The sequence below is a fragment of the Pseudonocardia hierapolitana genome (assembly GCF_007994075.1).
Lineage (GTDB): Bacteria > Actinomycetota > Actinomycetes > Mycobacteriales > Pseudonocardiaceae > Pseudonocardia > Pseudonocardia hierapolitana.
Genome location: NZ_VIWU01000001.1, coordinates 84,644 through 99,259 on the forward strand (window position 1 = coordinate 84,644; position 14,616 = coordinate 99,259).

Annotated in this window: 14 protein-coding genes; 6 read left to right on the top strand and 8 right to left on the bottom strand. The window is 73.9% G+C overall.

The genetic code is table 11. The annotated features are described in order from the left end of the window. Positions 1-242: 242 nt before the first annotated feature. From FHX44_RS00405 to FHX44_RS00430, 6 genes are all read right to left on the bottom strand, one after another. Positions 243-1,595 carry an FAD-dependent oxidoreductase gene (locus FHX44_RS00405; protein WP_147253611.1) on the bottom strand — a complete coding sequence of 451 codons (1,353 nt, stop codon included), beginning with the start codon at positions 1,593-1,595 and terminating at the stop codon, positions 243-245. Positions 1,596-1,626: 31 nt separating this feature from the next. Beyond that, the gene (locus FHX44_RS00410; protein WP_246170132.1) at positions 1,627-2,439 is read right to left on the bottom strand and encodes an enoyl-CoA hydratase-related protein; all 813 of its coding nucleotides are present in this window, start codon (positions 2,437-2,439) and stop codon (positions 1,627-1,629) included. A gap of 23 nt (positions 2,440-2,462) precedes the next feature. Continuing rightward, on the bottom strand, positions 2,463-3,428 hold the full coding sequence (locus FHX44_RS00415; protein ID WP_147253613.1) for a GlxA family transcriptional regulator: 966 nt from the start codon (positions 3,426-3,428) through the stop codon (positions 2,463-2,465). Between the two features lie 243 nt (positions 3,429-3,671). Then, positions 3,672-4,727 (bottom strand): winged helix DNA-binding domain-containing protein, encoded by a 1,056-nt coding sequence (locus tag FHX44_RS00420; RefSeq protein ID WP_246170133.1) that lies wholly within the window; start codon positions 4,725-4,727, stop codon positions 3,672-3,674. A 68-nt stretch (positions 4,728-4,795) separates the two neighbouring features. Next, complete coding sequence (pcaB, locus tag FHX44_RS00425; protein ID WP_147253614.1) at positions 4,796-5,923, bottom strand: 3-carboxy-cis,cis-muconate cycloisomerase; 1,128 nt, start codon at positions 5,921-5,923, stop codon at positions 4,796-4,798. Between the two features lie 67 nt (positions 5,924-5,990). Then, positions 5,991-7,139: an NAD(P)/FAD-dependent oxidoreductase gene (locus tag FHX44_RS00430; RefSeq protein WP_170308708.1), complete on the bottom strand. Its 1,149-nt coding sequence runs from the start codon at positions 7,137-7,139 to the stop codon at positions 5,991-5,993. 222 nt (positions 7,140-7,361) lie between these two features. Between FHX44_RS00430 and FHX44_RS00435 the strand changes: the two genes are divergently transcribed. From FHX44_RS00435 to FHX44_RS00445, 3 genes are all read left to right on the top strand, one after another. After that, a complete protein-coding gene (locus tag FHX44_RS00435; protein WP_147253617.1) occupies positions 7,362-7,577 on the top strand; it encodes a hypothetical protein in 216 nt (71 codons plus the stop codon). Positions 7,578-7,865: 288 nt separating this feature from the next. After that, positions 7,866-8,552 (top strand): DUF4397 domain-containing protein, encoded by a 687-nt coding sequence (locus tag FHX44_RS00440; RefSeq protein WP_147253618.1) that lies wholly within the window; start codon positions 7,866-7,868, stop codon positions 8,550-8,552. A 273-nt stretch (positions 8,553-8,825) separates the two neighbouring features. Next, complete coding sequence (locus tag FHX44_RS00445; protein ID WP_212612274.1) at positions 8,826-9,446, top strand: RNA polymerase sigma factor; 621 nt, start codon at positions 8,826-8,828, stop codon at positions 9,444-9,446. 493 nt (positions 9,447-9,939) lie between these two features. Here the strand turns inward: FHX44_RS00445 and FHX44_RS00450 are convergent, their stop codons facing one another. Further along, positions 9,940-10,173, bottom strand: a complete 234-nt coding sequence (locus tag FHX44_RS00450; protein ID WP_147253619.1) for a DUF378 domain-containing protein — start codon at positions 10,171-10,173, stop codon at positions 9,940-9,942. Positions 10,174-10,264: 91 nt separating this feature from the next. Between FHX44_RS00450 and FHX44_RS00455 the strand changes: the two genes are divergently transcribed. Next, complete coding sequence (locus FHX44_RS00455) at positions 10,265-11,209, top strand: MerR family transcriptional regulator (RefSeq protein WP_170308709.1); 945 nt, start codon at positions 10,265-10,267, stop codon at positions 11,207-11,209. Between the two features lie 268 nt (positions 11,210-11,477). Then, positions 11,478-12,134, top strand: coding sequence for a peroxiredoxin (locus FHX44_RS00460; protein WP_147253621.1), 657 nt, complete (start codon positions 11,478-11,480; stop codon positions 12,132-12,134). Here FHX44_RS00460 and FHX44_RS00465 read toward each other — a convergent pair. Further along, a complete protein-coding gene (locus tag FHX44_RS00465) occupies positions 12,037-13,368 on the bottom strand; it encodes an MFS transporter (protein WP_212612906.1) in 1,332 nt (443 codons plus the stop codon). The two genes, FHX44_RS00460 and FHX44_RS00465, sit on opposite strands and share 98 nt — an antisense overlap. A 128-nt stretch (positions 13,369-13,496) precedes the next feature. Between FHX44_RS00465 and FHX44_RS00470 the strand changes: the two genes are divergently transcribed. Then, positions 13,497-14,465, top strand: coding sequence for a LysR family transcriptional regulator (locus tag FHX44_RS00470; protein WP_147253623.1), 969 nt, complete (start codon positions 13,497-13,499; stop codon positions 14,463-14,465). Positions 14,466-14,616 lie beyond the last annotated feature (151 nt).

Here is a 14,616-nt window from a genome sequence, read left to right on the forward strand (position 1 = left end):
CACCCGCCGGCGGTCCAGCACGTCGTCGACCGCGGCCGCACCCGGGCCGGGCACCTCCTCGCGCAGGAGGCAGCTCGTCGTAGCCGGTGGGCCCGCCCGTGCTGCCAACGGTCCAGGTGGTTCTGCGTGACCGGCCGAGCCGGCAGAACACGTCGATCCGCGACACCGACCGGCCCGCCGCCGGCTCGTCCTGCGCCGCGTGCACCACGCGTTGCCGGCGTGACGCGAACTCCCCTCCTCGATCAGCCTGTGGTGGCCCCGTGGGCGGCGTCCAGCATCTCGGCCAGCTCGGCGACCTTCACCCGCTCCGCCCCGCGCAGCCCGCCGCGGCGCACCTCCTCGGCGTCGAGGCGCATCCACGCCGTCCAGTCCACCGCGCGCACCCCGTGCGCGGCGAGCGCAGCCCGGAAGGCCGCGGGATCCGGCTCGGCGGGGTCGGGCAGGCCGGGGAGATCCTCCAGCAGCGCGGCCACCGTCTCCACGGCATCGGCCTTGTTGGTGCCGATCACGCCCGTGGGACCGCGCTTGATCCAGCCCGTGACGTACGCGCCGGGCACCGGCTCTCCGTCGCGCACGACGCGGCCGCCCACGTTGGGAACGGTTCCGGTGGCGGCGTCGAACGGCAGGCCCGGGATGGGTGCGGCGTCGTAGCCGATCGCCCGCACGATCATCCCGACGTCGAGGGTCTCCTGCTCGCCGGTGCCGACGACGCGCCCGTCGACGATCGCGTTGCGCTCGACCACCACGCCTGCGACGCGACCGTCGGCCCCGAGGATCCGCACCGGGGAGCGCAGGAACCGCAGGTGGATGCGGCGCGGCTTGCCTGCGGGCGTGGCGGCCGACCACTCGGCGAGCATGTCGAGCATCTGCCGGTGCCGCCGGTCCTCCGGCTCCTCCACACCCGCTGCCAGCACGCCGTCGTCGTGCACGAGCACGTCGGCGTTCACGAGCTCGCCGATCTGGCGCAGCTCCGCCGGCGTGAAGCGGATGTGCTGCGGACCGCGCCGGATCAGCACGTGGATGTCGCGGACTGCGCTTCCGCGCAGGGTGTCGAGCACCGGGTCCGGGACGTCGGTCCCGGCCATCTCGTCGGCGGTCTTGGCCAGCACGCGCGCGACGTCCAGTGCGACGTTGCCGGCACCGACCACCGCGACGCCCGGGTGGTGCAGCGACGGCTGCAGCTTCGTGTGGTCGGGGTGGCCGCAGTACCAGCTCACGAACGCGCCCGAGCCCAGCGAACCGGCCAGCTCCTCGCCGGGGATGCCGAGGGCACGGTCCACGGAGCTGCCGGTGGCGTGCACGACGGCGTGGAAGTGCTGCCGGACGACGTCGAGCGGCACGCCACCGGCACCGACGTGGACACCACCCAGGAACTCGATCTCGGCCGGGTCGAACGGCTTCTGCAACACGCGGATGACCGACTTCATCTTCACGTGATCCGGTGCCACGCCGTACCGGACGAGGCCGTACGGCGCCGGCAGGCGGTCCAGCACGTCGATGCTGACCGGCATGTCGGCGGCCAGCAGCGCGGCGGCGGCGTACAGCCCGGACGGGCCTGCTCCGATCACTGCGACCCGGGCCTGTCGCTGCTGCATGTGGTTCATCTCCTGTGGTGGTGGAGGAGTGTCAGTCGGGAGGAGGACCGAGCGGCTCGAACCGGGGCTCGCGCCGCTCGAGGAAGGAGGCCACCCCCTCTCGCAGGTCGGCCGACCCGATGAAGCGGTCGACGTGCCGGTAGGAGGTCTGCAGCGCCTCGTCGAAGGTGGAGTCCTGCGCGTCGAGGACCTGGCCCGCGATCACGGCCATCGCCCGTGGGCTGCAGTGCAGCGCGAGGTCGCGCGCGTAGGCCTGCGCGGCGCCGAGCACCTCGTCGCGCGGCACGACCCGGCTGACGAGCCCGCGCTCCCGCGCCTCGGCGGCGTCGAACGCGCGGGCCGAGAGCAGCAGGTCTAACGCGCGCTCCTGCCCGACGAGGCGGGTGAGCGTCCACGCGATGCCGTACTCGGCGACGAGCCCGCGGCGGGCGAACGCGGTGGAGAACCGGGCCGTGTCGGCCGCGAACCGGACGTGGCAGAACAGCGCCTGCACGAGCCCGACGCCCGCGCAGGCACCGTTGATCGCCGCGATGAGCGGCTTGGGGAACCGGCGCGGCACGTCGACCGGGTGGTGCGGGAGCCGCGCGTCGTCCCGGCCGAGGCGGCCCAGCCGCGAGATGTCGGCGCCGGGGCAGAACGTGCTGCCCGCCCCCGTGACGACCACCGCACGCACCTGCTCGTCGGCGGCCGCGTCGGTGAGGCGCCCGTAGTAGGCCTCGTACATGTCGTCGGCCCAGGCGTTGCGCCGCTCCGGGCGGTTGAAGGTGAGGGTGAGGACGCCGTCGCCGTCGCGGTGGGCGAGCACGGCGTCCTGCGCGGCGTCGGTGCCGACCTCCTCGCTCACAACTCGGACCCTAGTGCCGCAGGTCAGCTCCCCGCGAGCGCGGCGCGGGCCGCGAACGTGCGCCGGAAGTCGGCCGGCGCCACCCCGACGATCTTGCGGAAGTGGTGGCGCAGCAGCGCGGCGCTGCCGAACCCGCTGCGCTGGGCCACCTCGTCGATGCCCATGTCGGTGTCCTCCAGCAGCCGTTGGGCCCGCAGCACCCGCTGCAGGGTCAGCCACTTGTGCGGCGTGGTGCCCGTCTCGGCGACGAACCGGCGGGCGAAGCTGCGGTCCGACATCCGGGCGCGGCGCGCGAGATCCGACACCGAGTGCTCGACGTCGAGGTTCTCCAGCACCCAGTCCAGCACCGGCGCCAACCCGTCGGAGCGGCAGACCGGCACCGGCATCTCGATGTACTGCCGCTGCCCGCCGTCCCGCTGCGGCGGCACGACCATCCGCCGGGCGATCACGTTGACCGCCGCGCTGCCGAGTTCGCGGCGCACCAGGTGCAGGCACGCGTCGATGCCTGCGGCCGTGCCCGCGCTGGTGATCAGGTTGCCGTCGTCGACGAACAGCACGTCCGGATCGATCTTGGCGCGCGGGTAGCGCTCGCCCAGCTCGTCGGCGTTGTCCCAGTGCGTGGTGCAGGGCCGGTCGTCGAGCAACCCGGCCGCCCCCAGCACGAACGCTCCGGAGCAGATGCTGAGCAACGTGCTGCCCGCGGCAGCGGCGGCGCGCACCGCGTCGAGCACCGCGTCGGAGTACTCGCGCTGCCGGGTGGCCGAGACGACGACGAGGTCGGCGCCCTGCAGACCGTCGAGGCCGCGCGAGGGCACGACGTCGGCACCGACGATGGTGGGCACCGGTCGACCCGCGACCTCACCGCACACCCGCAGCTCGAACGGCGGCACGCCGTCGTCGCTGCGGTCGATGCCGAAGACCTCGCAGACCGTGCCGAACTCGAACGGCGACAGCGGCGGGATCACGAGCACGGCGACCGTGGAGAGCATGGGCCGAGTGTAATGGCAGAATCTTTGCTGCGGTAGTCAGTTCTGCCACTGGTGGCGGGAAGTTGGTGCTCGGAGAATTACTGCCATGACCACAGCGATCGTCGTCCTCCTCCTCGTAGCCACCGTCGTCGCCCTGTCGATCGTGCGTCCGGGGCAGCCCGCCGAGTTCCCCGGCGCCTCCGCGGACCGTGACCAGGAACGTCAGCTCGCCGACTTACGCGCCATCGCACGCCACCAGCCCGATCACTCCACGTGGAAGGTCGCGAGCCGGGCCGCCTCGGCCTCCACCTCCGGCGCCACGTCGCGCGCGAGCGGCTGGAACGGCTCGCACCGCACCTCCCCGTCGATGTAGCGCCACGTGCCGGCGACCTGCCCGTCGACGAGGAACGTGGGCACCGACTGCGGGATGTTCCGCGCGAACACCCGCGGCCGGTGCTCCTCGGGCAGGATCTGCGCGCGCCGGGCGTGCACGAGCAGGTTGGCGTCCCACTGCCCGAGGAACCGCACGGGGGCCGGGGTGTCGGCGGGCGGCAGCGGGCCCCCCGGCACATCGACCAGCTCGCCCCCGGCCTCGGTGCGGTACCGGCACAGCTGCATCCGGGCGAGCACCGCCCGCGTGGCCGTGATGCTCCACCCGCAGAACGAGGCGATGTCGCCGGGCGAGGCAGGCCCGAAACCGCGCAGGTAGCGGGCGACGAGGAACTCCGTGGCGCACTGCTCGCTCGGGGCGGGCTCGGGGACGGACACGGTGTGCTCGGCGAGCCCGTACACGTGGGCCCGGGGGGTGTTCCACGTGCCGGCCGGAGGCACGCGCACCAGGTCGACCCACAGCTGCACACCCGGCCAGACCTCCCGCGGGTGCCCGGCGGCGGCCAGCTGCCGCTGGATCTCGGCCTGCTTCCGCGGCCCGTCCGCGAGGTGGGAGCGGACCGCCGCCGCGATAGCCGGCATGTCGACCGGACCGACGGCCCGGTGAGCCCGCCGCCACCACTCCCGCCGCGCCTGCCGCACCGCCTCGGTGAACGGCCAGTAGTCGGCGGGCGAGACCATGTGGATCGTGCAGCGCATCGCCCATGCCTGCACCACCCGGCCGGCGAGCAGCGCCTCGGTAAGCGCATGACGGCGGAACCCCGCCAGCCGGGACCACAGCCCGATGTAGCCCGACGGCGCGTACTGCGTCTGCAACCCCGCCACCTGCTCCACGGCCTGCTCGGGGCTCAGCGCGGCGCGCTCCAGGAGCAGCTGGCGGGCGAGCACCGCCCGGTTGAGCTCCCGGGTGGAGAGCACGCGTTCGGCCATGCCGGCAGTCTGCCTGCCGGCACCGACGACGCCGTCAGGGGCGCTGCTCGGTCAGGGACGCTGCTCGGTCAGGGACGCTGGGCGAGCAGCCGGTCGACCAGCTCCCCCGCGTGCCCGGGTGGGCCGTCCGCCTCGGCGGTGAGCGCGAGGTTCGCGGCCATCCGGTCCGGGTGCACGCCGAGCCCCTCGAGGGACGCCCGCAGCCGGGCGCCCGCGCCCCCGGTGGCCCTCAGCAGTTCGGCGATCGTCTGCCACTCGGCGTGCCACGGCCCGGCGGCTCGCTGGTGCTCGTGGTCGGCCGCGGCGAGCAGCACGGCCGCCAGGCCGGGCGCCCTGCGCGCGGCCGCGCGGGCCGTGACCGCCGCGATCGGGTTGCGCTTGTGCGGCATCGACGACGAGTCGCCCGGTGCCGCCTCCGACACCTCGCCCAGCTCCGTGCCGGAGAGCAGCACCACGTCGGTCGCCGGTTTGGCGCAGGCGCCGGCGGCCACCGCGAGCGCCCCGGCGAGCTCGCCGATCCGGGTCCGCTCCGTGTGCCACGGCGCCGCGTCGGCCAGCCGCAGGGCGCGGGCCAGCGACGCGGCCACCGCCGGCCCGTGCGGGTGCAGGGCGGCCAGGGTGCCCGCTGCCCCGCCGAACTGCACGGGCAGCGCGCCGATCACCTCCGCGAGCCGTACCCGCGCCCGGTCCAGCCCCACGCACCATCCCGCGGCGACCAGTCCGAACGTCGTCGGCAGCGCCTGCTGCCCGAGCGTGCGGGCGATCATCGGGGTGTCGCGGTGCTCGCGCGCCAGCCGGGCTGCCGCGTCGGCGGCCCCTCGCAGGTCCTCGAGCACGACCTCGCCCGCCCAGCCGACCAGCAGCACGGCCGCGGTGTCCATCACGTCCTGGCTCGTGGCGCCGGGGTGCACCGAACGCCCGGCCTCCCCCGCAGCCGAGCGGAGCATCCGCACCAGCGGGATCACGGGGTTGCCGCCCTCGACCGCGGCCCGGCCCAGCGCCGCCGGATCGATGCGGAGGGAGGCGGCGGCCGCCTCGATCCGGTCCGCATCGGCGGCCGGCACGACGCCGTGTTCGGCCGCGGCCCGCGACAGCGCCACCTCGACCGCGACGAGCGCCGCCACCCACGATGCGTCGTCGAGGCGGGCCGCCACCCGGTCGGCCCCGAACAGCGGGTCGAACAGCGCGCTCGTCATGACGCGGAACCGTACGTCCCCGGCGATCTCGGCGGTGCGCCCGGTCCCGTGGCCGCAGCGCGAACCCCTACAGGCGCGTCGGGGCCAACGCCTCGCGCTCCAGCGGGATGTCCGCCGGTATCGGATCGCCCGTCACCACCGCAGCGGCGAACGCCGCGAGCGCGGGCGACGTCTCGATCCCGGACCCGCCCTGCCCGGCGCAGAACCAGAACCCCGGGTGCTCGGGCCACGCCCCGACCACCGGCAGCCGGTCGGGCACGAACGACCGCAACCCGGCCCACGCCGTGTGCACCGAGCGCAGTCCGAGCCCGGTGACCTCCTCGACCCGCTCCAGGGCCATGGCGACGTCCAGCTCGTCGGGACGCACGTCGTGCGGGTGCACGGGGGTCTCGTCGGCCGGGCTGACCAGCAACCCGGCGCCCTCTTGCTTGAAGTAGAAGTCCTCGGGCACGCCGATGACCATCGGCAGCCTGGTCCCGTCCGGACCGCGCAGGCGGGACGGATCGGGCACGCGGGCCAGCGCGATCGTGCGCCGGTACGGGGTGAGCCCGATCCGCGGGACCCCGGCCCGCACCGCGACGGCGTCCGCCCACGCGCCTGCGGCGTCCACCACCTCTGCCGCCCCGACCACCTTCTCGTCCAGGCCGACCTGCACCTGCCAGCCGGAGCCGCTCCGCCGCACGCCGGTGACGGGTGCACCGGTCCGGACCGACCCACCGCGGCGCAACAGCCCACGGATGTAGGCCTGGTGCAGCGCCTCGGCATCGAGGTCGGCCGCGCCCTCCACCACGGCGGCGGCCCGCACAGTGCCCGGCCGCAGCGCCGGGCACAGCCGCTGCGCCTCGGCGGGGTCGATCGCCACCGGCGCCCCCGGCTCGCCCGCCTGCTCGGCGACATCGGCGGCGAGCTCCGCCTCGCCGTCCGCGTCGAACGCGACGTGCAGCACCGCGCGGGGCGCGAGCAGCGGCGGCGCGTCCAGCTCGGCCTTGATCCGGGCGAACCGGGGCCCGCTCGCCGTGACCAGCGCGCGCAGCGGTGCCGCGCCGTGGCCGGGGACGTACGTGGCCGCGGAGCGGGCCGTCGAGTGCCGGGCGAGCGCGGTCTCGGTCTCCACCAGGAGGACCGAACGGCTCGCGGCCAGCTCGTACGCGATCGAGGCGCCGGCGATGCCGCCTCCGACCACGACGGTGTCGATACCTGAGTCGATGCTGGTCACGCCGCCGACGCTAGCGCCGGAAATCCCGTGGCGCGCCACGCAGCGGCAGGCCTATCGTTCCGGTCATGCGCCTGTAGCGACGGCCGCCCCACCGCGGCAAGCACGGCCCGGGCTCTCCGCCCCGGCCGCTCCCGTCCCAGTCAACCGGCCGGCCCTGGACCAGATCCGGGCGCCGTCTCGGCTCTGCTGCGCCGGCCCCGTCACCCCTGCAGGAGGCATCCCGTGCATGACCCGTTGCTCTCGACCCTGCTCGCCACCGGTGGACAGCAGAGCGGCGAGCCGAACCCTGCCGACGCCGCTGCGGCGCCGGCCAACCGAGCGGCCCGCCGCGGCCGCGCGGGCAAGAGCGCCCCGAGTGGAGCCGTCCACGCCGGCTCCTCGGGACGCGCCCGCGCAGCGCAGGGCCGCCGGGTCAACCCGGTGCGGCGCACCGGTTGATCCACAGCCGGCACCGCCGGCCCCGCGTCAGCTGTCACGATTCGTTGGACGCGGGCCGGCGGTGCTGGGCGGACGACCGAGCAGTACGAGCGCCACCCTGGTGAGGCGCGCTCGACGTCCTGCTGCTCGGTCGTCCGCGTCCCCTCGAGCACACCGGCGTCGCGGTGGCGTCAACGGCTTCGCCTGTCCAGTGTTCGTCCAGAATCTGTGCAAGGATTGTGCATCCGCGGCCGCCGGCCGAGCGGTAGTGCAGTTCGAAGGACCAACACAGATACGGAAGGACGCATGATGCGCCGTCTGACCCTGGCCATCGGCGGAGTACTCGCCGCCGCTGCCACGACCTTGGGGGTCACCGCCCCCGCCGCCGCCCAGGAGACCGCCTCCGTGTACGTCGTGCACGGCATCCCGGGCACACCCGTCGACGTCTACGTCGACGGGGCGCGCCTCCTCGACGACTTCCAGCCGAGCTCCGCCGCGGGCCCGGTGGACGTGCCGAGCGGCGCCCACGAGGTCGCCCTGTTCCCGGCCGACGCCACCGACGGCTCGGGCCCGCCGCTGCTGTCAGCAACCGAGGAAGTGCCAGGGGGCGGCAACGTCACACTGGTCGCTCACCTGACCGAGGCCGGGCAGCCCGCGGTCACGCCGTTCGTCAACGACGTCTCGCCCGTCCCCGCCGGAGAGGCGCGACTCGTCGTCCGGCACACCGCGGCCGCGCCGGCCGTCGACGTGCTGGCCGGCGGCAGCCCGGTGATCAGTGGCCTGGCCAACCCCGGCGAGAAGGCCCTCCAGGTCCCGGCCGGCACGGTCTCCGCAGCGGTCGCGGCGGCCGGCACCACCGAGCCGGTCATCGGCCCGGCCGATCTCGACCTGAAGGAGGGCACCGCCACCTTCGTCCACGCCATCGGTGCCCTCGATGCCGGGAACCTGGACCTGGTGGTGGTCACGGTCGACGGCCTGCACAACACCACGGGCTGAGTCGTGCTGCTCGCCGCGGCGGCGCCACGGCCGGCCGGAGTGCGACCACCGCTCCGGCCGCCGCGGCCGCCGCCGCGACGGCGCTGCACGCGCCCGCGGAGCGGCTGTCCGATCAGTCCGTTCCGCCCGGCTGTCACTCATCACAGCAGCGGCGCGTTCGACGCGGTTGCGCGCGATGACCCGAACAACGCCGTCGTGACCGCCGAGCCCGTCTGCGGGCGAGGTGCGGAATCGACCGAGGATGGGGGCGCTGCGGTGCAGTGCGAGGAGATCGTGACCGGCCTTCGGATGGCGGACGAGCCGCCGGGGGTCGTGCCACTGCCGCGCGTCGGTGAACCCGACATCTCGTCGAGCGACGAGCTGGCCCGTCGGTTCCGTCTCGGCGAGGGCGCCGCGCTCGAAGAGGCCTACGACCGCCACGCGCGGCTGGTGTACTCACTGGCACTGCGCTCACTGGGCGCCCACCACGACGCCGAGGACGTCACGCAGCAGGTGTTCGTCCGAGCGTGGCGGGGGCGCGCGGGGCTCGACCCCGGCCGGGGTTCCCTCGGGGGCTGGCTGGTGGGGATCACCCGCCGCCAGATCGCCGACCGGTTCGCCGCCCGAGCCCGCGACCGCGATCTCGCCGACCGCGCCGGACGCGTCACCGAGGTGCGCGTCGTGGGCGACCCGCCCGCCGAGGTCGTCGATGCGGTGGTGGTCGCGCACGAGATCGAACGGCTACCCGGCCAGCAGCGGGCCGTCGTGCGGCTGGCGTTCTTCGCCGATCTGACCCACCAGCAGATCTCCGAGGCGACGGGGTTGCCCCTCGGCACGGTGAAGAGTCATCTCCGGCGAGGACTGGAGCGGTTGCGGCGACGGTGGGAGCTCGACGGTGTGGTGTCCGGCCGCTGACCGGCTCGCCCTCTCCGCGGAGGTGCCGGACGCCTTCGCCGCGTGCCCACCGGGCCGCGACGAGTCCAGGAGGGGACGCGCGGTGGAGGCGTGGGCAGCGGGCGGTGGACCCGGACCGACGGTGCCGCCCGTTCGGCGGCCATCGCAGTGGGATCGGGCGAGGCGCTGGGGGCCGAGGGGTGCCCCCAGCGCCGAACCGGGGTACTGCCGATCGCCGGCGCCCCGACTCCGGAGGCCGGCCGCGGCGGACCGTTCTGCCCGCCGCGGCCGGATTCACCGTCGACCTCTGATCGGGTTCGCATCCACCGGACGGCCCCCGCCGGCTGCCGGGACCGCGGGCGCCGCTCACTCCGATGACGACCAGCGGGTGGGGTGCGTCGAGGAGGACGGAGGTCCGCTGTGTGGGACGTGCCGCGGAGCCGACTGCCCGAACCGGCGGCGGACATGCGGAAGCGGCGGACGGCCCGATCGCCGTCCGCCGCTTCCCGCCGGGCTACGAGCGGACCGTCGAGGACGTGGCCCGCCGCTGGGCGGCCGGCAGCTGGACCGCCTGGTAGATCGCGGACAGCCCCACCAGCGCGTAGACCACGCGGCTGGCCACGTTGGTTTCACCGAACGTCAGTCCGAAGACCGTGGCGACCAGGTCGAACTCAGCGATCGCGACGAGCCCCCAGTTCAGCCCGCCGATGATCAGCAACACGGCTGTGACGATGTTCAGTACCTTCACTTGCTCCACCTCCGTCTAGAGTCTGTCCAGCTAATGTAGAAGCCACTGGCGGTGCTGTCAAATGTTCGTACAGGGTTTGTATAGTCTGCCCATGGCGGCTGGCGATGATCGAGCGCTCCTGCGCATCGGCGAACTCGCGCGTCGGCTGGGGGTGAGCCAGGACGTCCTGCGCGCGTGGGAGCGTCGGTACGGCCTGCTCGAGCCGGTGCGCTCGGCAGGCGGGTTCCGCTTGTACACCGCAGCCGACGAGCGGCGGGTTCGCCGGATGCAGTCCCACCTCGCCCGCGGACTGGCCGCGGCCGAGGCCGCCCGCGCCGCCCTGGCCGAGGACGATGGAACGGCCGTAGCGCCGGAGCCGGTGTCGGTCGAGCGACCGGGGGGAACCGCGTCGGACCTGGCCCAGGCACCGGTTCCGGCGACCGACCGCGGGCTCGCGCGCCTGGCCGCGGATCTGCGTCGCGCACTCGACGCCTTCGACGAGCCGGCCGCAGAGGCGGTGCTGGACCGCTTGTTCGCCGGCTTCAGCGTGGAGACCGCCCTGCGGGAGGTCCTCCTGCCGTACCTGCACGACCTCGGTACCCGGTGGGCGACGAACGAGATCGGGGTGGCCACTGAGCACTTCGCGAGCAACGTGCTCAGGGCGCGACTGGCGGGCCTCGCCCGTGGCTGGGGCCAGGGACGGGGGCCGTGTGCCGTGCTCGCCTGCCCGCCCGGCGAGCAGCACGATCTCCCACTCCTCGCGTTCGGCATCGTCCTGCACCGGAACGGATGGCGGATCGTCTACCTGGGCGCCGACACCCCCCTTGCGGACCTCGGCCGCACGATCGAGGAGAAGCGACCCGAGACCCTGGTCCTCGCCGCCGTCGACGTCGACAGGTTCCAGCACTCGATTCCGGACCTCGCTGCACTCACTCGACGCACCTCGCTCCGGCTGGCCGGCGCCGGCGCCACCGCTGCGGTCGCCGACGCCGTCGGCGCGAAGGTGCTGGCCGAGGACCCGGTCACCGAGGCCCAACGGCTCACGCCGTCCACCTGAGCGGATCGAGGTCCGCCGCACGGCCCGCGGTCGCCACCGTCGTGGACGGCACCGTGGCCGTCGGCGTCACGTCCGCAGTCATGAACCCGCCGCCCCCGGCTCCCGCCGCCGACGCCTCCGTTTGCCGCGGCGGTAGTGCCGGATGGACGCAGACACACCGCGCGAGGCAGGAGGAGGATTCACGGCCCGCGCGGGCGGCGTCCCGTTTCGGACAGCCCGGCCCGCGGACGACATCAGGGGATCGACCATCCGGGCGAGGAGGGCAGAAATGGCACTGCAGATCGGCGACACGGCACCGGACTTCGAAGCCGAGACCACGGAGGGCAGGCTGCGGTTCCACGACTGGATCGGTGGGTCGTGGGCGGTGTTGTTCTCGCATCCGCGCGACTTCACCCCGGTCTGCACGACCGAGCTGGGCTACATGGCCAAGATCAAGCCGGAGTTCGACCGGCGCGATGTGAAGATCATCGGGCTGTCGGTCGATCCCGTGGACAACCACGCGAAGTGGGCCGCCGATATCGCCGAGACCCAGGGCCACGCGCCCAACTACCCGGTGATCGGCGACTCCGACTTCTCGGTCTCGAAGCTGTACGGGATGCTGCCGCCCGACACGTCCGGCGATCCGACCCAGCGCACCCCGGCTCAGAACCAGACGGTGCGCAACGTCTTCGTCGTCGGCCCGGACAAGAAGGTCAAGCTGATCCTGGTCTACCCGATGACCACCGGCCGCAACTTCGACGAGGTGCTCCGGGTCATCGACTCGCTGCAGCTGACCGCCGAGCACCGGGTGGCGACACCGGTGAACTGGCGACAGGGCGAGGACGTCATCATCGCCGGCTCCGTCTCCGATGACGAAGCCAGGAAGATCTGGCCGCAGGGCTGGAACGCCCCGCGTCCCTACATACGCCTCGTGCCCCAGCCGTGACCGCGAGCCTGCGGACCCCGGCTGGACGCGCAGAATCCGGCCGGGGCAGCAGCAGCGGGCTGGCGAGGATGAGCAGTCCCGCGACCGTGATGGCCGTGCGGGGGTCGGTGGCGGCGGCGAGCAGACCGCCGAGCGCGCTGAGGACGGCGATGGCGGCGCTGCTGCTGATCGACCAGGCCGACAGGGTGCGCGTGACGCGGTCTCCGGGTGTGTGCTCGAGCCGATAGGTGGCCAGCACCGGGTTGTACAGGCTCATGCTGACGATGATCGCGAGCTCGACGGCCATCACGGTCACGAGGCCGGCGAGACCGGGCTGGACGAAAGCGAGGCCGATCAGCCAGACCGGGCGCAGCGTGCCGACCACGCGGAGGACCCGGGGCCCGCCGTACCGCGCCACGACACGGGGGGCGAGCCGTGAGCCGATGAGCCCACCGACGCAGGGCGCGGCGAAGGCGAGGCCGAACTGCCATGGCGGGAACCCGAGCTCGCGGAGCATGAGCACGGCCAGCAGCGGCTCCGTGGCCATGATCAGTCCGGCCACGAGCAGGTGGTTGGCGTAGAGCGCCCGCAGGCCCGGGTGGGTCAGGATGTGCCGCCAGCCGTCGAGCAACTCGCCGCCGCGGTGCCCGGGCCCGCCGGTTCGCCCCGGGCGGTCCTCCCCGCTGCGGATCGCGGTGAGACCCAGCGCGGAGAACAGGTGGCTGAACGCGTCGGCCAGCACGGTGACGACCGGTCCGAACAGGCCGATCACCGCGCCGCCCAGCGGCGGCCCGATCGCGATGGAGCTCCAGGTCGCGGCCTCGAACCGCGCGTTGGCCACGAGCAGGTCGTCCGGCCGGACGAGACCCTTGAGGTAGGCGCCGCTCGCCGCGGCGAAGACGATCTTGGCTGCGGCGACGACCGCTGAGACGATCAGAAGCTGGGACACGCCGAGCCCGCCGAGGGCGTAGGCGACCGGGATCGTCAACAGGACCGCGAACCGGACCAGGTCCATCGCGATCATCACCGGTCGCTTGCGGCGGAACTCCACCCACGGACCGAGCGACAACGCGATCAGCGCGCCCACCGCGGGCCCCACCGCCGCCAGCGCGGACACCTCAGCGGGCCCTGCGTCCAGCACCAGCACGGCGATCAGCGGGAACGCGCCGAATCCCAGGCCAGAGCCATACGCACTGACCGCGTACGACGCCCACAGCCACCCGAACTCCCGGCCAAGGGATCGGCGAGCCACCAGCCCCGCACCTCCGGTTCAGACCAACCCGCCGTTGATCACGCGGATCCAAGCAAGGGCCGAGACGGTGGATCAAACAACCGGACCGACGGCGAGCCACAACCCCCGGTTGTCCGCATACGGTTCGGCGCGTGGATCTCGACGCCGTGCGCACCTTCGTCGCCGCTGCGGACGCCGGCCGGTTCCAGGACGCCGCCGCCGCGCTGTCGATCAGCCAACAGGCCGTCTCCAAGCGCATCGCCGCGCTGGAGACGTACCTGCAGGTGCGCCTGTTCACCCGCACCGCCCGCGGAGCCCGGCTCACGATCGACGGCCAGGCGTTCCTGCCGCACGCCCGCGAGCTCCTCCGGGTGGAAGCGCGGGCGGACGCGTCCGTGCGTCCTGGCCGGCGCGCGCTGCGCGTCGACGTCCACAGCCGGCGGATCGCGCCTGCGGTGCTCCTCCAGGGCTTCCACCGCGCGCACCCCGATGTCGAGCTGGACGTCGTCACGCTGGATGCCGATGCCGCAGCGGCCATCGCCGCCGTCGAGGCCGGGACGATCGACGCGACCTTCCACGCCGTCCCCTTCTCCGAGCGGCACCTGCCGGACGTGATCAGGACCGCGCGGGTGCTCGACGAACGGCACCAGCTGCTCGTCGGACCCGGCCATCCGCTCGCCGACGCCTCCGCCGTCACGCCCGCGCAACTCGCCGGGCACCCGATCTGGATGCCGGGAATGGCCGCCGGTACCGAGTGGGCCGCCTACTACGACGAGCTCGCCGCCGCGTTCGGGCTCACCATCGACGTTGTCGGGCCCAGCTTCGGCTACGAGGCCATGCTGGTGGAGATCGCCGACTCCTCGGAACTGGCCACCTTCGTCGGCGAAGGCTCGCGGTACCTGTGGCCGGACCGCTACGACCTGCGGCGCATACCGGTACGCAACCCCGCACCGGTCTACCCGATGTCACTGATCTGGCGCGACGACAACCCGCATCCCGCACTCGCGCAGCTCCGCGACCACCTCGGCTCCATCCGGTCGGACCTCGGCACCGGGACATGGACGCCGCGCTGGGACCGCGGCGCCCGATCAGCCCACCCGGGGTGGCGCGGATCGCGGTGAAGGCCATGGAGATGCTGTGCACCCAGCCGTGGCCGGACGCTCCTGCGAGTCGGACGGGCAACCGCCGACGCCCGGCGGTGGCGGGCATCACGGCGCCGACCTGTCACAGGGATCGCGTCGCCGACATCTTCATGTTCGCCCCGCCACCAAG